The sequence below is a fragment of the Clostridium sp. DMHC 10 genome (genome assembly GCF_001270375.1).
Classification (GTDB): domain Bacteria; phylum Bacillota; class Clostridia; order Clostridiales; family Clostridiaceae; genus Clostridium_S; species Clostridium_S guangxiense.
The window spans coordinates 2,134,282-2,153,825 of sequence record NZ_LGVB01000015.1 but is presented as its reverse complement, the minus strand read 5'-3'; the positions used below and the strand labels follow the sequence as shown (position 1 = coordinate 2,153,825).

The window sequence follows — 19,544 nt, the reverse complement described above, 5'->3', positions numbered from 1 at the left end:
TATTTTTTCATAATAATACATTTCATTCCTTATGCTTAAAAAGACCAAATTTAAATGCAACTATAACTATAATTACAATTACTACAGCAAGAACTGTGTATGCTTTAGTATTTGTAAGCTGCATTACTATTACAGACATAAGACCAAGTACTGCACTTATAAGATACATGATTATAACTGCTTGCTTTTGACTAAGTCCCATTGCAAGAAGCCTATGATGCAAATGACCTTTATCTGCCTGCATTATTGGTCTTCCATTTATTTTTCTTCTTATAATTGCAAAAATTGTATCATATATTGGAAGTCCAAATGCTAATATAGGAACTGCAATAACCACTGCTGAAGCTGATTTTATAGCCCCTTCTATGGATATTGCCGCAAGTAAAAAGCCTATTAATTGTGCTCCAACATCACCCATAAATATTGATGCTGGATTAAAATTATACGGTAAAAATCCAAGTATAGCTCCTGCTAAAATAAGCGATAATATCTGTGCTTCTATCCTACTTTGACCATTCAAAAATGCAATTAATGCCATAGTACTTGCTGAAATAATTCCTGTTCCTGCTGCTAATCCATCCAGTCCATCTATAAGGTTAAATGCATTTGTTATTCCAACAATCCAAATCAAAGTTAAAATTATCCCTAGTGCATATCCAATTTTTATGTATGAATTTAAATTACTTATCGGATTAGTTATCATGGATATTTTTATTCCAAAGGCAATTAATGCACAAGCTGCCGCAATTTGAAATAATATTTTTTGCAGCGGTTTTAAATTAATTAAATCATCTGTAACTCCACCAATAACTATTATAAATGAACCAATCAAAATTCCTATTTCATGTCTTGTAATAGGACCATTCTTTAAAATCAAGGCCGTTAGGAATCCTAAATATATAGCAAGCCCCCCAAGCTTTGGAATTGGCTTTTTATGCACTCTTCTTGCATCTTTTGGTACATCTATTGCATTTATAGCCTTTGCAAATTTTCTTACAAATGGTGTACTTATAAAGGATACAAATATTGCTATAAAAAATATGTAATATGTACTAATCATTATTTTCCTTCCTTAAGCTGCAATTTATAACTTATACATAGTTAAATAATCGCCATAAATATATTTTAATATTCAGTTTCACCCAAAAGAGATTCATCATTTTCAATCCAATCATTTACATTTATTATTCTATAATTATCTTTAGAATCCCTTATGACAACTTTATCTATGCCAGAATTTATTATCATTCTCTTACACATAGAACACGGTGCAGCATTTTCAACTAAAGTATTTGAATCAGCATCCTTTCCAACAAGATATAGTGTTGAACCAATCATGTCTTTTCTTGAAGCACTAATTATTGCATTAGCTTCTGAGTGAACAGACCTGCAAAGTTCATAATGAGTTCCCCTTGGTACATTTAGTTTCTTTCTTATACATATTCCTATATCACTACAATTTTTTCTTCCTCTTGGCGAACCACTATATCCACTTGATATTATTTCGTCATTTTTTACTATTATTGCTCCATAGTTTCTTCTAAGACATGTACCTCTTTCAAGCACAGTCTCAGCTATGTCTAAATAGTAATTATTTTTGTCTCTTCTCTCCATACTCAACTCTCCTAAAGCTTTTTTCTACTATAATTATAGTGTAAAACCTCAAAAAATGCACACTAATTTTTGTTTTTATCATTGAATTTTTACAGTTTATATACAATAATCAATGATATTCTATGTTGTTGTAAATTATTTAGACTTTAATATTTAACCATAAGTAGTATTGTTGCAAAGCATTTGCAAAATGATATAATATATATATGTTTCAAAACAATGTTCTTTACATTTAGGAGGGTCTATTTAATTATGATAGATATTAAAAATCTATGCTTTTCCTATACAAAATCCAGCGATTATATTTTAAATAATATAAATATAAAAATAGAAGATGGAACATACACTTCTATAATTGGAGAAAATGGTTGCGGAAAAAGCACACTAGTTAAACTTATATTAAAACTTTTATCTCCATCTTCAGGCACTATAGAAATAAATTCTAAAAGTATAGGTTACGTACCACAGGTTATGGAGAACTTTAACTTTGGTTTTCCAATAACGGTTTTTGAAATACTTAATTGCCATATGAAAACTTTGCATTTAAAAAATTTAAATATAATAAATAATTCTTTGCTTTCTGTCGGCATGCTAGATTTAAAAAATAGTCTTATTGGTGATTTATCTGGTGGCCAAAGGCAAAAAGTATTCATCGCTAGAGCTCTAATAGGAAACCCTGATACAATAATAATGGATGAACCATCTACTGGTATTGATGTAAAAAGTCAAAATGATATATATTCTACACTGCAACATTTAAATAGAAATAATAATGTAACAATAATTTCAGTAGAGCACAACTTAAAAGCTGCTTATTCTTACTCCACGCATATACTGAAATTAAATAACGGGAATGGCATTTTACTTAGAACTAGTGATTTTTTACACAGCAATTTGGAGGTTATGCAAAATGATTCAAATTTTTCATCTTAGCTTTATACAAAATGCTTTTCTAGCAGCAATTATGATTTCAATATTATGTCCCCTTATAGGTGTCTTTTTAGTACTTAAGAGGCAATCAATGGTAGGAGATACTTTATCGCATGCGTCCTTTGCTGGCGTAGCAATCGGATTTCTTATAAATGTAAATCCCTTAATCACAGCATTTATATTTACTTCACTGTGTGCAATTTTAATTGAGGCATTGAAGGACTTTTTTAAAGGATATTCTGATCTTATACTTCCAATAGTATTAACTTTATCTGTTGGAATAGCTATTACACTTACAAGCAGTGGAAAAGCTTCTGGGAATATCGATGCTTTTCTGTTTGGAAGCCTTTTAACCGTAGAAAAAAAGTGATTTATATTTAATATTAGCAATAAGCATCATTTCTTTTGCAATTATATTCTCTCTTTACAATAAAATTCTTTACACAGTATTTGATGAAAACGGTGCTAAACTTTCTGGTATAAATACTAAACTTTTAAATTATGTATTTTCTTTACTTGTGGGTTCTGCCATTGCTATTTCAATAAGAATAATAGGTATATTAGTGGTGTCTTCTTTAATTGCTGTTCCTGTGGCTACTGCTATGCAGTTAAAAAAAGGTTTTAAAATCACTTTATTGATGTCTATAGTTTTTAGCTTTATAGATATAATGTTAGGACTATTTTCTTCATATTACTTAAATTGTGCACCTGGAGGGACAATTGCTCTAGCTTCGGTATTTACACTACTCATAGTCTTGATATTAAGAAAAGCTTCAAATTGATGTAAAACTTTTATATAAAAAGGGATTGTCGCACTAAAAAATTGCGAAGCAATATAATAGTGAAGGTTTTAACTCGCCCTCATCGTTAAAACCCTTCACTTTAATTAGTTCGTAATTTTTTATATTTAGTGCGACAGTCCCTTTTTAACTATTTAGTCCCGAAAAGCCTGTCGCCGGCATCGCCTAGGCCTGGAACTATATAGCCATTTTCATTTAGCTTTTCATCTATTGATGCTAAATATATATCAACATCTGGATGTGCTTCCTGCACTGCTTTTATTCCTTCTGGTGCTCCTATAAGGCACATAAGTCTTATATATTTTGCTCCTCTTTTCTTTAAAAGAGATATTGCATCAATTGCTGAACCTCCAGTTGCAAGCATTGGATCCGTAACTATTATGTCTCTTTCTTCTATGTCTTGAGGTAATTTACAGAAATACTCTACTGGCTTTAAAGTTTTTTCATCTCTGTATAGTCCAACGTGACCAACTTTAGCTGCTGGTATAAGTTTTAACATTCCATCTACCATTCCAAGTCCTGCTCTAAGTATTGGAACTATAGCCACCTTCTTACCTGCAAGCATCTTGCATTTTGTCTTGCAAATAGGTGTTTCTATTTCTACAGTCTCAAGCTGCATATCACGTGTTACTTCATATGCCATAAGCATTGCAACTTCCTCAACCATTTCCCTAAAATCCTTTGAACCTGTTTCTTTGTTCCTTATAAACGCTAATTTATGTAATATTAATGGATGTGATATTTGTGTTACTTTACTCATTATTTTTTCCTCCTATTTACTATATTTTTTCTCAATTTCAGTTATTTTATCAATTCTTCGCTGATGTCTTTCACCTTGAAACTTTGAAGCTAAAAATGTATCTACAATGTCACATGCGAGTCCAGGCCCTACAACTCTTTCTCCAAATGCAATTATATTGGCATTATTATGTTCTCTACATGCATGTGCAGAAAATGTATCTGAACATGCTGCTGCCCTTATTCCTGGAACCTTATTTGCTGCAATACTTATTCCTATACCTGTTCCACACACAAGTATTCCAAAGTCATAATTCTTTGCTGCAACTTCCTCAGCAACTTTTAGTGCAAAATCAGGATAATCACATGATTCATTTGTGTATGTTCCAAAATCTTTTACTTCTACTCCTTTTTCTTTTAAATGCTCTAACACTTGCTTTTTCAAGGAAAAGCCAGCATGGTCACTTCCTATCGCTATTTTCATACAAACACCTCCACTAATATTATAAATAAATTGCTAAAATATAAAAATTCAGATGTTTTATCTTTCCTCGCAAAAAAAGAAGATAAATGTATCACCTAATACCTTTATCTTCCTTTAATTTTTCAAGTAAAACCTCTAAATCGCTTTTAAGTTCTGTAAAAGTTTTTCTATAAATATCTATACTCCCCCCGTATGGATCACTTATATCAAAATTACTTCCTATATACTCTCCCAATGAATATATTTTATTTGCATGAGTTGAATTTGTGTCTCTTAATACATCTCTTATATACCCTGTCATCGTTAAAACAAGATCAACCTGTTCTATTATAAATGGATTTAATTGAACAGCTTTCCTATTCGATATATCTAAATTTAAGCTTTCATTAACAATAAGAGAACAATTTAAAGAAGTTTTGCTTCCAGGAAAAACAGATAGACCAGCAGATAAAGCTTCAACATCATCAATATCACATATGCTATTAAATATAGCTTCCGCCATACAACTTCTACATGTATTTCCAGAGCAAACAAATAATATTTTCATAAATTATCCCCTCCTTAAATTGACATTTATTTTTTAAGCCTTTATTATATCAAATCCTGCTGACTTATTAAGCCTATTCATTATTGCAACTCCAAACCCTTCTTCTTCAAAGGATTCTGAAAGAATAACATCTACATTATCATCGTCAAAACTTCTTAAAGTTTCAAACAAATTCTTTCCTATAGAGTACATGTCTTTTCTGCTTCCAAGAGATATAACTTCCACATTGTTATAGAAGTTTATAGTTTCATCTGTAGCCATAACCCCTACCTTTTTACCATCATCTATATAATTTTGCACTATTTCATTGATTTTTTCAATAGTTTTTTGCAAATCACCTTCAATAATTTTAACATCTGCTTTTGGAGCATAATGTTTATACTTCATACCAGGTGCTTTTGGTTTAAAATCTTTATCTGGTTTTTTCATAATTGCAGGATCAATATAAGCGTTATTATCAACTTCTCTTACCATTTCCAAAGTAATAGCGCCTGGTCTTAAAATGCATACGGGATCTACTGTACAATCTATAACTGTAGACTCTAGTCCAAAAGTACACTGTTCTCCTCCAATTATGTAGTCAACCTTACCCTTCAAGTCCTCCACACATCTTTCCATATCTGTAGGACTAGGCCTTCCTGAAACATTCGCAGAAGGTGCCGCTATTGGAACGCCAGAAGTCTCTATGATTTTTCTTGCTATAATATTTGACGGCATTCTTATACCTATACTTTTAAGTCCAGCGCTTGTAACATCTGATATAATAGGCTTTTTATTCATTATTAAAGTCATTGGACCTGGCCAAAATCTTTCTGCTAGTTTTCTTGCAATCTCTGGCACCTCTAGTGCAATTTCATTTATACTTTCAAAATCTGCAATATGCACTATAAGTGGGTTATCCTGCGGTCTTCCTTTAGCTAAAAATATTTTCTTAACCGCCTCACCATCACAGGCATTTGCACCTAAGCCATATACAGTTTCTGTTGGAAAAACAACAAGTCCACCGGATTTAATTGTATTTCCAGCCTCTATGATAACCTTACTATTTGTATTATCATTGTACATTCTTATTATTTTAGTATTCATATAAAAAACACCTCAGGTTTCTCTACTTTTTTTTATTTGCTCAATAGCTTCATCTGTAAAATCCGCATGAACGCATTGTTTAAATAATTCGTTTAGAAATAAATACTTCTTGTAACCACCATTTCTAAACACAAGATAGCAATAATTGTTTTCAGGATAAATTTTTTTCATTCTTGCATAGTGATATCCTGCATAAGGGTATCTCTTCATAAAATTAGCATCTATACTTTTTAGATATTTATTTCTAAACCTAGACTTAGTTATTATAATTATTCTAATATCTTTATCTGCTTTCTCAGCATGAACTAAGTTAACTTTATCACATATTATATTACTTGTTGATTTAAAAAGTCCATCCTTAACTTTAATTCTATAGCCATCATACTTAAAGGAAAAAAGATCATTGTTCATTCTGGCTAAAATAGCTAAAGTAATTAATAGCTCTATAACAACAAGATAGAGTATAAACAGTATATTAGCTTGATTTGAAATAATTAATGCAACTGGCAGTGAAAAAAAATAAGGCACATAGAAAACGTAAATCTATTACTAGCTGCATTCTGTTTTCTTATTACCTTATTTAAATTCATATAACTCATCCTTTTTTATTAAAATTCTTCGTTACCAAGAGATTTCATTTTTTCGGCTTGTTCCGAAGTAATAAGTGCATCTATTACTTCTTCTATATCACCATCAAGAAATTGGTCTAATTTATAAAGTGTTAAGCCTATTCTGTGGTCTGTAACCCTTCCCTGTGGAAAATTATATGTCCTTATTCTTTCACTTCTATCTCCTGTACCAACCTGATTTTTTCTATCTTCAGCAATTCCAGCATTTCTCTCAGCTTCAGCCTTTTCATAAAGTCTTGCCCTTAGTACCTTCATAGCCTTTTCCTTATTTTTGAGCTGCCTTTTTTCATCCTGACAGGAAACAACAATTCCTGTAGGTATATGGGTAATTCTAACTGCTGAGTCTGTAGTATTTACGCACTGTCCACCATGACCAGAAGCTCTAAAAACATCTATCCTTAAATCATTTGGATTTATTTCAACATCAACATCTTCAACCTCTGGAAGCACTGCAACTGTAGCCGTTGATGTATGTATTCTTCCACTTGATTCTGTGTCTGGGACTCTTTGAACCCTGTGCGTTCCACTTTCATATTTGAGTTTACTGTAGGCACCCTCACCTTTTATCATAAATACTACTTCTTTAAATCCACCTATATCTGTTTCATTAGCACTCATGATTTCTGTTTTCCAGCCAACTCTTTCAGCATATCTAGTGTACATTCTAAATAAATCTGAAGCAAATAGTGCCGCTTCTTCTCCACCTGCTCCACCTCTTATTTCAAAGAATACATTTTTACTGTCATTTGGATCTTTAGGCAAAAGTAAAAGCTTAAGTTCTTTTTCATAATTAACAACCTGAGGCTCTAACTCTTTTATCTCTTCCTCCACCATTTCCTTTAATTCACTGTCTATTTTATCATTTAACATTTCTTTGTCAGCTTCTAAGCTTTCACATACCTTTTTATATTCTCTATATTTTAGCACTATAATCTCTAAATCGGCATGTTCCTTACATAATTTCTGCCATTCTTTTTGGTCTGCCATAACAGAAGGGTCACTTATTTTAATGGATAGCTCGTCATATTTACTTTCTATAAAATTAAGTCTTTCAAGCATTATTTTATCACTCCGTATTTGTATTTTCACAATATTATATTATAACACACTTGCTGTGTGCTTTCTACATAAACATTTACTTTACTTTTTAAAGCCAGTAACTACTCTGTCATTTCCAGCAAGATCTTTTGTTAATTGAACATTTACAAATCCATTTTCTTGCATTATTCTTTTAACGTCTTCCCACTGATCACTTCCTATTTCATATGCAAGAAGTCCGCCACTATTTAAAGTTTCAACACTTTGTTTAGTTATTTTTCTATAAAACTCAAGTCCATCTTGTCCTCCAGAAAGTGCAATGTGGGGTTCAAAATTTCTTACATCCTCCATAAGATTATTTATTTCATCTAACGGAATATATGGTGGGTTAGAGACAATAACATCAAATTTTATATTTTCATCAACTTGTTTTTTAGAAGATTTCCTTTTTCTATTTTAACATTATGCAAACCAAATTTCTCACAATTTTTATTTGAAACCTCTATAGCCTCATCTGAAATATCAATGCAAAAAACATTAACATTTTTCTCATAATGAGCTATAGATAATCCTATAGCTCCACTTCCTGTACAAACATCACATACAGTAGTATATTTTTTATCCTCTACATTTTTCATTACCTCTTCAACTAAAATTTCAGTATCCGGTCTTGGTATTAATACGCCTTCTTTAACGAAGAAATCTAAGCCCATAAATTCACATTGCTTAGTTATATATTTTACAGGCATTTTATTTTTTCTAAGTCTAATATAGCTAAAATATTCTTTACACTTAGTATCATCAACTTCATAATCCATATTAGTAAGTATAAACAATCTATCTTTTTTTAAAACATGTTGAAGTAAAATTTGGCTATCTGATATATAAAATTCGCCATCGACTTTTTTTAATTCATTATAAGCCTTAAACAGAATATCTTTTATGGTCATTCCCCTGTATTCTCTCCTTCTTCATTACTTTCAGCATCTATACCTTCTGCCCTCTTAAGCGCTTTTATTGCTACTTCTAATTGACTATAATTCGGCTCTCTTGTCGTTAGTTTTTGAAGCATAAGCCCTGGATAAGCAAAAATATGTGAAATAGAGCTTTTTGATTTTCCCATCCACCTTATTATTTCATATGTAAGACCAGAAACCAGCGGAAGGAGTAACACTCTTGATGCAATCCTTTCAGGGAGAGAATTCCACTTTGTGAAGGAAAAAATGATTATACTTACGATCATTACTAAAAATAAAAAATTAGTACCACATCTTGGATGAAACCTTGAATACTTGGACGCATTTTCAGGTGTAAGTTCCTCTTCATTTTCATAACAAAAAACAGTTTTATGTTCTGCACCATGATACTGAAAAACTCTATTTATGTCGCTCATTTTACCTATTAAATATATATAAGCTATAAATATTATAACTCTTATTATTCCTTCAATAAAGTTTAGTGCAATACTATTTAATTTAAGCTTTGAAAATAAATTTGCTGCAAAAGTTGGAATAATGAAAAATACAGTGATAGAAAAAATAATGACACAACCAATGAAAATCCCATTATAAGATCATTAACTTTATCTCCAAGTACTTTTTCTATCCACTTTTGAAATTTTGATGTTTTTTCTTCATCATCATCTTCTCCCTCAAAGAGTGATGCAGAATAATTTAAAGTTTTTATTCCAATAATTAGAGATTCTATAAGTGACACAAAACCTCTTACTATAGGTATAGAGAAAAATTTATTTTTCTTAGAATATGGAACAGCTTCTTCAAATTTAACATTTATATCTCCATCAGATGTTCTAACAGCAGTAGCAATGCCTTTGCTTCCTCTCATCATTACACCTTCAATTACTGCCTGACCACCAACCGAAGTTTTTCTAGACATTTTTACACCTCTATTTCTGTATATAAACTAATCGCTCAAATATTTGATTTTAGTATACACCTAATTTTATCAGATATATATACCTAATTAAAGCAATTAACTAAACTTTCATAATTAAAAAATACAAAGTAACATCATCTTGGAGTATTAAATAGTGGCTGTCGCACTAAAAATTGTTAAGTCATGATTAATAAATATTGCGAATTAATTGGAGTTAAGGGTTTTAACTCGCTTTGCTCGTTAAAAGACTAAACTTTTTCACTTATGTGAAAAAAGTGAAGGGTTTGACGATGCATTGCAACGTCAAAAGGTTGAACTTTTCGGCTAAAAGCCAAAAAGTTTAATGGTGATTTTTCTTGCGCTCCGCTGCAGGAAATTTTTAATTTAAATTAAAGATTTTCCGTAGAGGAACGGAAGAAAATCATCATTAACTTTTTACTGATTTTTCTTTCACCCAATGGGTGAAAGCTGAATTTTGAAGGAACGTATATTTATCAATGCTTTGAGGGTGGTTTATAAAGTACTGACGTAGAATCTCAGTATATATTTCTTTGGGACTAATATATTCTTATTAATAATAGGTGTTGCATTACTTGGATTCGGTTTTATTTTTACACATTCCACACTTTTAACAAGAGCAACTGCATTTGCCGAAAAAGCAAGAGGTTCTGCTATGTCATTAGTTGCATTTTGTTTCATGGGAGGGGGAGGATTAGGAACTGCAATAGGAGGAAAGATGATAACTTTATATGGAATAAATACAATATTTATTGTTTATGGCTCATTACTTATAGTAACACTGCTATTAAGCTATGTATTGCTTAAAGATATTTAAAGTATCTAAGAGTTATTCAGCCATAAATATTATTTCGATTTTTATCTTAAATAGAAGGATTATAATAAATATTCGTTACAAAAATGCAGGAGAGCTAATCTACATGTAGCTCTCCTTTTAAACCTTAAATCATTTTAGGATATATTAAGTATAATTATAAGTTAGATAATTTTTTAGTTTTGAAAAAATAAAATACTAAGGCAATTATCCAAAGCACAACTCCAGTTAGACTAACAACTTGAGCAATTCTAAGTGGACCTAACATCAAGCTGTCGGTTCTTAACCCTTCTATGAAAAATCTTCCTATAGAGTAAAGCCCTATATAAGTAAAAAATACCAATCCAGTCTTTTGGGTTTTCTTCAAAAGAATAATAAGAGTTATAAAAACACAAAAATTCCAAAGAGATTCATATAAAAACGTAGGGTGATAATAAGTACCGTCTATATACATACCTTTTTGTATGAACATTGGAAAGTGTTTTATGAAATCATAGGAAACTGGACCACCATGAGCTTCTTGATTCATGAAATTACCCCATCTGCCTATTGATTGAGCTAATATTATTGATGGTGCGGAAACATCAGCCATTTCTAAAAAGTTAAGCTTTTTATGTCTTATATAAATATAAGATGATATTAGAGCAAATATAATTCCACCATGGATTGCTAAACCGCCTTGTCTTGTATTGAATATCTGAGATATATGATTTTTATAATATCCAAATTCAAATAGAACATAGTAGAGTCTTGCCCCAACTATTGCAAATGGTAATGCAATTAGAACGGTATTCATTAAATAATCATAGTCAACGTTTCTTATTTTACAAGTATATTTTGCAAGTAGAATACCAAGAACCATTCCTGAAGCAATAAGAATTCCATACCATCTTATTGCTAAACCGAAAATTGTAAAAGCTACTGGATTCAAGATAGCACCTCTTTCACTAAGCATATTAGTCATCTAAATTTCTTTTATTATAGCATAACATTTATATCATAAGATAAATATTATTTGTTTTCTACATTTTAATCTAATTTTAATCTTATCTTTAGTGCTTTTTAATTTAATTTACCTAATATACAGATATTGATAAATAAGACCAGCTATAAAAAGTCAATAAGATAATAAAACTTTAAATTTTACTTAAAAAAGGGTATGGAAAAGTAAGGGTTAGTTTGTGATAACCCACTTAACAGATTATACCATATAACTTTTAAGCAATGGGTTCATAAGGTTTGTTGTTTTTTAATACCGCATGTATTATATATAACATTTTCCTTGCTACAGCACCCAAAGCTGTAAAATGATGTTTACCTTCTTCACGTTTTTTATTGTAATAAGCACTAAGTATAGGATCGTTAAATGAAGCAACATTAGCAGCTAACCATATAGCTCTTCTAAGATAAGGTGAACCACGTTTAGACATTTTGTTTTTAGTTCCCATAAACTCGCCAGATTGCTTTACAGTAGGGTCTATCCCAGCGAAAGCAACTAGTTTAGAAGCATCTTTAAAACGTGCTATATCACCAATTTCACTTAGAATTATGGCGCCTAACACCGGACCTATCCCTGGGATAGTTTCGATTGGTGTATTTAGTTTTTTAAGTAAATTTGAAATTTCTTGTTCAAGTTCTGCTATATGTTCTTCAATAAATTTAATTTGCTCTATAAGCTGCTTTATTTGAAATGAGAAGGTATCAGTAGCGAGCTTTATTCCGAAGGAATTAGCCGCAGCATCTTTTATTTGTTCAGCTTTAGAGAATCCAAGTCTTCCTTTGCTTGCGATAGCAAGGGTTTCTGCTAAAGCATTAGTATCAACGCTTAAAAATTCTTCTGGTGTTGAATACTCAGTTAGTATTTCAAGTGATGATTTACCGAAGGTATCAGCAAATAACTTTGAATACTCAGGAAAAACTTGATCCAATAAAGAAATAACTTTTCTTTTGAGATCAGAAACCATGTCAACTTGGAACAATCTAAATCTTGATAGATTTCTTAAAGAAAGTATGTCTTCTTCAGCAAGACATGTAGAAGAAAATCTACCAAAACGGATAACTTCAGCTATTATGAAGGAATCCTTTGAATCATTCTTTGTTTGACGAATATATAGGTTTCTAAAGATATCAGATTGTATTGGATTAATAACTTTTATCTCAAATCCTTCTGAAAGCAATCTTGAGTATAAAGGCAACCAATAATGTCCTGTAGCTTCCATGCCAATTACAACAGGTTCATTAGCTTCATTGGTTTTATTAATATTAGCTATTAGAGTTGAAGAACCTTTATGATTATTAGAGAATCTAAAAGATTTAGTTAATATGTTTCCTAAGGAATCTATAATAGTTGCTTCATGGTTGTTTTTTGCTATATCAATACCTACAATAATCATTTTTCAACACCTCAATACAAAGATTTGATAGTGGTTCAACTTAGTCTTTATGTGTTACAACCTCGTTAGACATGCGAAGAGATAAACTATATTACCCAACATCCAGCTCATTAGTAAAATCACATAAAGCAGTGGTATCAGGCTTAATTACGAGAACTAGCTCTCAAGGAGGAATAAGATAACCACACTATCATGCGAGAATTAAATCTCAATAATTATAACATATTTTTAAAAAGCTTCTGAACTAGGGAGAAATCCTATTTCAGCTTTTATATAAGATTTAAGAAATGAAAGATTTATTAAGTATATTATACGAGGAGGAATAAAATTTTGATTAAAACAGAAAAGCTTACAATGACATATAAAAATGGATTTACTGCAGTAAAAGAACCTAAACTTAAATGTATCAGAAGGAGATGTTTTTGGATTTTTAGGACCTAATGGTGCAGGTAAAACAACTACTATTAGGATGCTCACAGGTTTATTAAAACCAACAAGTGGAATTGTTTTAATAAATAATTATGATGTAGCTTCAAATGAAAATGAAATCAAAAAAATTATAGGGGTAGTACCTGAATCACATGGATATTATAACTGGATGACAGGAGAAGAATACCTGAATTATTTTGCGGAGCTTTTCAATCAAGATAAGGTCAAGTCTAAAAAGCATATCGAGTATCTCTTAGAGAAAGTTGGACTTAGTGATAAGAAAAAGGTACTTATAGGACACTATTCCAGAGGAATGAAGCAAAGACTTGGTATTGCAAAAGCCTTAGTTAACAATCCTAAAATTATATTTTTAGATGAACCGACATTAGGACTTGACCCAATAGGACAAAAGGATATTCAAAATCTTATATTTGAAATCAATAGGGTTATGAATGTAACCGTATTTATTACATCTCACTTATTAAAGGATATTGAAGTTCTTTGTAATAGGGTGTGTATAGTTCAAAATGGGAAGCTTATTGAACAAGGAACTATAAAGGAACTTCAAACAAAATATTCAGAAAATGAGACAATAAAACTTAAAACATCAGACAACAAAAGAGCAAATGAGTATTTCAAAGATAATAAAATGATTTTAAATACGGAAATAAAAGATGATTATTTATATCTATATATGGCTAAAGCAAGTGACACTAACTTAATAAATGAGGCAAAGCATTACGTTGTTGAGAAATTATTTATAAATTCTATTGATATACTGGAAATTGGTAAAGAAGAAACAACTATTGAAGATATATTCTTTAAACTTACTGACAACAAAGCAAAAGGGGGTAATATAGGTGAATCTATCAATAATTAAAAAGGAGATAAAAGAAAACTTCTATGCAATGAAAGGTAATGTATGGCTAATCATTGTAGCAATAATATTTAGCATAATGTCTTATAGCTTTGTTTCAGTGAAGGAATTGAGTCTTTTAGCACAAACGGAAGTCATAGTTACTATGGGTAAGTTAATTGTAGCATTAGGTCTACTCATTACTATAGTTCTTGCTTCTGTAAGTTTTTCAAATGAAAAAGAAGAGAGTACATTAGAAAGTTTACTACTTACTCCTATTCCTAAAATTCAGTTAGCAATTGGTAAGCTAACTGGTGTTCTTTTAATGGGTATATTGGTATTTATTATATCTCTTCCATATATCATTACATTAAGTTACGGAACAGGACTTGTTATGAGGGCAGTCATATTTATTCTTTTAATAGGTAGTATAGTAGCTTTCTCTTATGCAAGTATTTCTATTGCATTGTCAATATTATTAGGTTCATCTAAAAATGCAATAATAACATCAATAATAATTTTTATCTTGACAGGATTACCAACCTTTTGTCTACCTCAATTAAAAAGGCAGGGTTTGGAGCTGTAATAGAAAAAATTAGTCCATTGTCTAATACTTTCAATCTTATGAAAGCAGTAATAATAGAAAAACAAGGGTTTGCTGGAATGTTAAAGTTTATAATTCCAATATTAATTTTTTCAGTATTATCCTATATGTTTTTAGTTTATGGAACAAAGAAAATTGCTTTCAAAGGAGGGGAATAGAATGAAGAGGATATATGTAATATTCATAATGTTAATAGTCCTTTCTATATCGTCATTTACAAGTGTCTATGCTAAAGATGTTACTACTAATAAGCTGAGTATATCTATACTTTCACCATCAGGAGTTAAAGACTATCCAGGTAGAGAAGAAACAGTAAAGGCTCAAATTAAGAATAATACAGACAAACCTATAAAGGATATACTTGTTTACATTACCATGGCAGACATAAAAAAGAACATGACAGTAAATTTAGAAGATTATAGTGCCGATAAACCTGTTGCAGTAAACTCACTTCAACCAAATGAAACAAAGATAGTGGAGTTACCTATACGATTTGTATATACAAGTAATTATTACCTGTATACTACAGCAGTTTCAAAGGAGTATAACCAAATTATATCAAGTGACTCAATTCCTATCGAGATTATGGGGAATACAAAAGTGGATAAGAACATGGTATTACTGGTATCTTATATAGAACCTGTTTTATTAGTTTTAGGTACTTTATTTATAATGTTTAGAAAAAAAGTATAAAAAAAATTGCATAATAAGTGGAGGAGAAAAAATGAAGAATATTTTTGTCAATATAAAGGAATTCTGCAAAACATACAAAAAGAGAATAATAACTGTTTCATCAATTAGTTTATTAACCGTAATAATTGTGGTAGGAGCAGTAGGAGGAATAGTATATTCAAAGGCAAAAGGGAACATAAAATACAGTCAGGAACAACTTCAACAAATTGCTTTAGGGAAAGTACCTGGTCAGGTATTAAAGGTAGAAAAGGAATTGAACTTTGAAGAAGCAACGTTTGAATATAAGTTTAATATTAAAGACAAAGAGAATATGCTTCAAATAGTCAAGTTAGACTCTCAAAATGGAGTGATATTACGAATAAACAATGAGAGTTCTGTAAAAGGAAATAAAGAAGGTCATGGCAATGATAAAGGTGGGAATGGAGAAGATTAAATAAATAGTATATATTAATATCATATATAGTGGGCTGATAGCTCACTATTGTCTTATGGAGGTGGTAATGTGAATGGTTTTGAAATACTTTTGGTAGAAGATGAAAGACAAATGGCAATGTTTATTGAAATGGAGCTTACTCATGAAGGCTATAAAGTTGATATAGTGTATGATGGAAGAGAAGGATTGAAACATGTAGAAAATAAAAAATATGATTTAATTCTCCTGGATGTTATGTTGCCAGGACTAAATGGAATTGAGGTCTGCAGAAGAATCAGACAATTTTCATATGTACCTATTATAATGTTGACAGCTAAAAGTGATATACCAGATAAAGTTTTAGGACTTGATGTTGGAGCTAATGATTACTTAACGAAGCCTTTTGCAATAGAAGAATTATTAGCAAGAATACGGGTATATACAAGAGAGAAAGTGTTAAAAAACAAGCTTGATGAAATTAAAGTAAAGGATATAGTTATGGATAACAGAACCCATCAGGTATGGAGAGCTGGTAAGGAAATAGAACTTACAAAAAAGAATTTGATATTCTTGAAATGTTGCTAATCAATAAAAATATCGTACTTACAAGGGAACAATTAATTGAGAATGTGTGGGGCTATGATTATGTAGGAGATACCAATGTAGTAGATGTGTTTATAAGATATTTACGCAGTAAGATTGATGACGGGTTTGAAGATAAGTTGATAACTACTATAAGAGGTGTAGGTTATGTTATTAAAGCCAATTAATTATTTCTGGAAGGTTATTAAAAGTGCAAAAATATCTATAAAACTTACTGTAGTGTATGCATTTATGTTCTCTTTAGTATTACTTATCTTAAATGCCTCAATTTTATATGGTGTAAAATATTACTTGTATAATCAGGCTAATAAGCAAATAGAGGATGTTAAAACAATAATATTAAATAAAGTTACATCACAAAAGGAACATGTGGATTTATCTGATAAAGAGCTGGTTTCTGATGTTCCTACTAAACAAAATATATCAGTAAGAATACTTCAAGAAGATGGAAAAGTATTAAATGAATCAAGTGAATTTAACTATATTATTAAATTAAATGAGCCTTATGATAGAATAGGACACCTGGAGGAAGGAGAAAAGCATTTAATATTTAAAAATGTTAAAATTGAAAGTAAAGATTATGGAGCTACATATCTTCAAATAGTTAAAGATATGGATAACGAATATGATTTTTTGAAAATATTATTTGTAATTATGGCTATAGCAGACTTCATTGGGATTATTGCTTCGGTCATATTAGGATATATAGTAAGTAAAAGAATGTTGAAACCTATTGATTATATAACTAAAACTGCTGAAAGTATAAGCATTAATAACTTGAAGGAAAGAATAGAAGTAAAAGACCCTGATGATGAACTCAAAAGACTTGGTAATACTTTTAATAATATGATAAATAGACTTCAAGGAGCATTTGATAGGCAAGTACAGTTTGTATCAGATGCATCCCATGAACTTAAAACTCCGATTGCAGTTATTCAAGGGTATGCCAATTTACTTGATAGATGGGGAAAAGATGATAGAAAAGCTTTGGAAAAGTCAATTTATGCAATTAAATTAGAAACTAACAATATGGCTAACTTAGTTGAAAAATTACTATTTATTGCCAGAGGTGATAGTGGAACACAAAGAATAGAAAAAAAAGAGTTTTGGCTTAATGAACTTATTACTGAAGTAATTAGAGAAAGTAAATTAATAGCTCCAAATCATATAATATCAAGTGATAAAAATGATACTATTAGTATTGTTGCAGATTATAAAATGCTAAAGCAGATGCTCCGAGTATTTGTTGATAATAGTATTAAATTTGCACCAGAAAATAGCGTAATAGATATAAGCTCAGAGCTTCAAGGAAATAAAGTAAAAATAACTGTTAGCGATAGGGGGATTGGGATACCTAAAGATGAAGTTGAAAAGATATTTGATAGGTTCTACACTGTTGATAAATCCAGGTCTAAAGAAAAAGGGGGAACTGGTCTTGGCTTATCTATAGCAAAGTGGATTGCTGATATGCATCGTGGAGCTATAGATGTAGAAAGTGAAGAAGGTAAATATACAAAGATAACGGTTACGTTAGATTTAGATAAATAAAAGAGTAAAGTAATGTTATAAGAATTTAAATGAAAAAATAAAAGTATCATTTCATTAAGAAATATTAATTAACTTATATTAGATTTTATAACTGTAAAAGGGTATGTGAGAAATGCACACACATACCTTTATAATTCAATAATTGCCCAGTAATCTCAGTAAAATAATAAATGAACTCTTTTGCAATAATTATCAATAATTATAATAATAACAAAAGGTAATAATATGAGTGGTTATCAATTAATATAAAAAGCATTAGTGCATTAATAATTTTGTGTGAGGAGGAAAAATAATGTCAGAACATGAACACCACGAACACAGAGGTCATCACCATAGTCACGATGAAGATATTTCATCAGTTAGGAAAGGTAGACTATTTTTTGTCATAATATTCAATTTTATTATAGCATTAGCTGAAGTTATCGGTGGTATAATATCTGGAAGTTTATCCTTAATATCTGATGCAATCCATAATTTAAGTGATACAGCATCAATAATTTTAAGTTTTGTTTCATTGAAGGTATCAGAAAAACCCAAAAGTAAGACAAAAACTTATGGATATAAAAGAGCGAATATATTATCTGCATTTGTAAACTCTGCCACGTTAATAGGAATTGCAGTATTTTTAGTTGTCGAAGCACTAAGGAAGTTTAATAATCCTAATGAAATTAAAGGTAATATAGTAATAATTGTAGCTATAATTGGATTGTTAGGAAACCTATTTAGCGTACTGTTATTAAAAAAAGGTGCAAAAGAAAGTATAAATATAAGGTCATCGTACTTACATCTTTTAAGCGATGCTTTGTCTTCAATTGCTGTAATTATTTCAGGTATAATTATTAAGTATTTATCAATATATTGGATAGACCCAATACTAACTATATTTATAAATATAGTAATTTTAAAATCAAGTTATGAAGTCCTAAAAGAAAGCATTAATATTCTTATGCAAGGAACTCCTTTGAACATGGATGTAGAACACATAAGGGATATAATGCTAAAAGTTAAGGAAGTCAAGGAGGTACATCATATGCATGTATGGAGGTTGGATGAAAAAAACACCATTATGGAGTGTCATATACAGTTAGAAGATATGCTTGTTAGTAAGACTAAAGATATTAGTAATAATATTCAAAGTATATTAGAAAAAAATTTTAATATAAACCATACCGTAATACAATTTGAAAGTATATGTTGTGAAGATGGAACTGTAATGTTTAGAACAAATATAAGGTGAAGGAAATATTATCTTTCACCTTATTATTTTTGGTTAATTTCTTTACTTCTGCAATATAGAGCATTTCTTAAGACAAATATAAGTTTATTTTAATGTAATTTTAATCTTAAGTGTAGATAATGTATAACATAATGAAAGCACATTTTTTGAAGATAATTAAGTTTGTTTTGTCTAA

General features: G+C 30.2%; 18 protein-coding genes and 5 pseudogenes. 11 read left to right on the top strand and 12 right to left on the bottom strand.

Annotated elements, in window-relative coordinates:
• Window positions 1–22: 22 nt before the first annotated feature.
• Together AGR56_RS12445 and AGR56_RS12440 are read right to left on the bottom strand one after the other, a co-directional pair.
• Window positions 23–1,060 (bottom strand): MraY family glycosyltransferase, encoded by a 1,038-nt coding sequence (locus tag AGR56_RS12445; protein WP_053242496.1) that lies wholly within the window; start codon window positions 1,058–1,060, stop codon window positions 23–25.
• Window positions 1,061–1,125: 65 nt separating this feature from the next.
• A complete protein-coding gene (locus AGR56_RS12440; RefSeq protein WP_053242495.1) occupies window positions 1,126–1,614 on the bottom strand; it encodes a cytidine/deoxycytidylate deaminase family protein in 489 nt (162 codons plus the stop codon).
• A gap of 252 nt (window positions 1,615–1,866) precedes the next feature.
• Here AGR56_RS12440 and AGR56_RS12435 point away from each other — a divergent pair, with 252 nt between their 5' ends.
• Together AGR56_RS12435 and AGR56_RS12430 are read left to right on the top strand one after the other, a co-directional pair.
• The gene (locus AGR56_RS12435) at window positions 1,867–2,547 is read left to right on the top strand and encodes a metal ABC transporter ATP-binding protein (protein WP_053242494.1); all 681 of its coding nucleotides are present in this window, start codon (window positions 1,867–1,869) and stop codon (window positions 2,545–2,547) included.
• Window positions 2,525–3,326: pseudogene (locus AGR56_RS12430) on the top strand (metal ABC transporter permease). Before AGR56_RS12435 ends, AGR56_RS12430 begins: the two are co-directional and overlap by 23 nt.
• Before the next feature lie 148 nt (window positions 3,327–3,474).
• Here the strand turns inward: AGR56_RS12430 and upp are convergent.
• The 8 genes and pseudogenes from upp to AGR56_RS12390 form a co-directional block, all read right to left on the bottom strand.
• The gene (gene upp, locus AGR56_RS12425) at window positions 3,475–4,104 is read right to left on the bottom strand and encodes a uracil phosphoribosyltransferase (RefSeq protein ID WP_053242493.1); all 630 of its coding nucleotides are present in this window, start codon (window positions 4,102–4,104) and stop codon (window positions 3,475–3,477) included.
• 12 nt (window positions 4,105–4,116) lie between these two features.
• Window positions 4,117–4,566 carry a ribose 5-phosphate isomerase B gene (gene rpiB / locus AGR56_RS12420; protein ID WP_053242492.1) on the bottom strand — a complete coding sequence of 150 codons (450 nt, stop codon included), beginning with the start codon at window positions 4,564–4,566 and terminating at the stop codon, window positions 4,117–4,119.
• Between the two features lie 91 nt (window positions 4,567–4,657).
• Window positions 4,658–5,113, bottom strand: a complete 456-nt coding sequence (locus tag AGR56_RS12415; protein WP_053242491.1) for a low molecular weight protein arginine phosphatase — start codon at window positions 5,111–5,113, stop codon at window positions 4,658–4,660.
• A gap of 33 nt (window positions 5,114–5,146) precedes the next feature.
• Window positions 5,147–6,199, bottom strand: a complete 1,053-nt coding sequence (locus tag AGR56_RS12410; RefSeq protein ID WP_053242490.1) for an L-threonylcarbamoyladenylate synthase — start codon at window positions 6,197–6,199, stop codon at window positions 5,147–5,149.
• Window positions 6,200–6,211: 12 nt separating this feature from the next.
• Window positions 6,212–6,727 (bottom strand): hypothetical protein, encoded by a 516-nt coding sequence (locus AGR56_RS12405; protein ID WP_242851435.1) that lies wholly within the window; start codon window positions 6,725–6,727, stop codon window positions 6,212–6,214.
• An 80-nt stretch (window positions 6,728–6,807) separates the two neighbouring features.
• Window positions 6,808–7,887, bottom strand: a complete 1,080-nt coding sequence (gene prfA, locus AGR56_RS12400; RefSeq protein WP_053242489.1) for a peptide chain release factor 1 — start codon at window positions 7,885–7,887, stop codon at window positions 6,808–6,810.
• Between the two features lie 81 nt (window positions 7,888–7,968).
• Window positions 7,969–8,816, bottom strand: a pseudogene (prmC, locus tag AGR56_RS12395) (peptide chain release factor N(5)-glutamine methyltransferase).
• Window positions 8,813–9,762 (bottom strand): annotated as a pseudogene (locus tag AGR56_RS12390) (DUF1385 domain-containing protein). The pseudogenes prmC and AGR56_RS12390 overlap by 4 nt, the downstream one beginning before the upstream one ends.
• A gap of 541 nt (window positions 9,763–10,303) precedes the next feature.
• Between AGR56_RS12390 and AGR56_RS23475 the strand changes: the two are divergent.
• Entirely contained in the window at window positions 10,304–10,597 is a 294-nt protein-coding gene (locus tag AGR56_RS23475; RefSeq protein WP_347460536.1) for an MFS transporter, read from the top strand.
• A gap of 154 nt (window positions 10,598–10,751) precedes the next feature.
• Here the strand turns inward: AGR56_RS23475 and lgt are convergent, their stop codons facing one another.
• Both lgt and AGR56_RS12375 read right to left on the bottom strand, forming a co-directional pair.
• A complete protein-coding gene (gene lgt, locus AGR56_RS12380) occupies window positions 10,752–11,525 on the bottom strand; it encodes a prolipoprotein diacylglyceryl transferase (RefSeq protein ID WP_053243332.1) in 774 nt (257 codons plus the stop codon).
• A 286-nt stretch (window positions 11,526–11,811) separates the two neighbouring features.
• The gene (locus AGR56_RS12375) at window positions 11,812–12,987 is read right to left on the bottom strand and encodes an IS110 family transposase (protein ID WP_053242487.1); all 1,176 of its coding nucleotides are present in this window, start codon (window positions 12,985–12,987) and stop codon (window positions 11,812–11,814) included.
• Between the two features lie 445 nt (window positions 12,988–13,432).
• Between AGR56_RS12375 and AGR56_RS12370 the strand changes: the two are divergent.
• From AGR56_RS12370 to AGR56_RS12335, 8 genes and pseudogenes are all read left to right on the top strand, one after another.
• Window positions 13,433–14,296 (top strand): annotated as a pseudogene (locus AGR56_RS12370) (ABC transporter ATP-binding protein); the annotation flags it as partial.
• Window positions 14,277–14,858, top strand: coding sequence for an ABC transporter permease subunit (locus AGR56_RS12365; RefSeq protein ID WP_053242485.1), 582 nt, complete (start codon window positions 14,277–14,279; stop codon window positions 14,856–14,858). The pseudogene AGR56_RS12370 and the gene AGR56_RS12365, both read left to right, overlap by 20 nt.
• Window positions 14,859–14,896: 38 nt before the next feature.
• Complete coding sequence (locus tag AGR56_RS20955) at window positions 14,897–15,034, top strand: hypothetical protein (protein ID WP_207642177.1); 138 nt, start codon at window positions 14,897–14,899, stop codon at window positions 15,032–15,034.
• Window position 15,035: 1 nt separating this feature from the next.
• The gene (locus AGR56_RS12355) at window positions 15,036–15,569 is read left to right on the top strand and encodes a hypothetical protein (protein WP_053242483.1); all 534 of its coding nucleotides are present in this window, start codon (window positions 15,036–15,038) and stop codon (window positions 15,567–15,569) included.
• 31 nt (window positions 15,570–15,600) lie between these two features.
• Entirely contained in the window at window positions 15,601–16,002 is a 402-nt protein-coding gene (locus AGR56_RS12350) for a PepSY domain-containing protein (protein ID WP_053242482.1), read from the top strand.
• A 69-nt stretch (window positions 16,003–16,071) separates the two neighbouring features.
• A pseudogene (locus AGR56_RS12345) lies at window positions 16,072–16,751 on the top strand (response regulator transcription factor).
• On the top strand, window positions 16,732–18,132 hold the full coding sequence (locus AGR56_RS12340; protein WP_053242481.1) for an ATP-binding protein: 1,401 nt from the start codon (window positions 16,732–16,734) through the stop codon (window positions 18,130–18,132). Before AGR56_RS12345 ends, AGR56_RS12340 begins: the two are co-directional and overlap by 20 nt.
• A gap of 292 nt (window positions 18,133–18,424) precedes the next feature.
• Window positions 18,425–19,369 (top strand): cation diffusion facilitator family transporter, encoded by a 945-nt coding sequence (locus tag AGR56_RS12335; RefSeq protein WP_053242480.1) that lies wholly within the window; start codon window positions 18,425–18,427, stop codon window positions 19,367–19,369.
• The last annotated feature ends 175 nt before the right edge of the window (window positions 19,370–19,544 follow it).

Bases quoted from the DNA above. Each gene is read 5' to 3' on its own strand.
- AGR56_RS12445 (WP_053242496.1), bottom strand. From the start codon at position 1,060: ATGATTAGTACATATTACATATTTTTTATAGCAATATTTGTATCCTTT.
- AGR56_RS12440 (WP_053242495.1), bottom strand. From the start codon at position 1,614: ATGGAGAGAAGAGACAAAAATAATTACTATTTAGACATAGCTGAGACT.
- AGR56_RS12435 (WP_053242494.1), top strand. From the start codon at position 1,867: ATGATAGATATTAAAAATCTATGCTTTTCCTATACAAAATCCAGCGAT.
- upp (WP_053242493.1), bottom strand. From the start codon at position 4,104: ATGAGTAAAGTAACACAAATATCACATCCATTAATATTACATAAATTA.
- rpiB (WP_053242492.1), bottom strand. From the start codon at position 4,566: ATGAAAATAGCGATAGGAAGTGACCATGCTGGCTTTTCCTTGAAAAAG.
- AGR56_RS12415 (WP_053242491.1), bottom strand. From the start codon at position 5,113: ATGAAAATATTATTTGTTTGCTCTGGAAATACATGTAGAAGTTGTATG.
- AGR56_RS12410 (WP_053242490.1), bottom strand. From the start codon at position 6,199: ATGAATACTAAAATAATAAGAATGTACAATGATAATACAAATAGTAAG.
- prfA (WP_053242489.1), bottom strand. From the start codon at position 7,887: ATGCTTGAAAGACTTAATTTTATAGAAAGTAAATATGACGAGCTATCC.
- AGR56_RS12375 (WP_053242487.1), bottom strand. From the start codon at position 12,987: ATGATTATTGTAGGTATTGATATAGCAAAAAACAACCATGAAGCAACT.
- AGR56_RS20955 (WP_207642177.1), top strand. From the start codon at position 14,897: ATGAAAGCAGTAATAATAGAAAAACAAGGGTTTGCTGGAATGTTAAAG.
- AGR56_RS12355 (WP_053242483.1), top strand. From the start codon at position 15,036: ATGAAGAGGATATATGTAATATTCATAATGTTAATAGTCCTTTCTATA.
- AGR56_RS12350 (WP_053242482.1), top strand. From the start codon at position 15,601: ATGAAGAATATTTTTGTCAATATAAAGGAATTCTGCAAAACATACAAA.
- AGR56_RS12340 (WP_053242481.1), top strand. From the start codon at position 16,732: ATGTTATTAAAGCCAATTAATTATTTCTGGAAGGTTATTAAAAGTGCA.
- AGR56_RS12335 (WP_053242480.1), top strand. From the start codon at position 18,425: ATGTCAGAACATGAACACCACGAACACAGAGGTCATCACCATAGTCAC.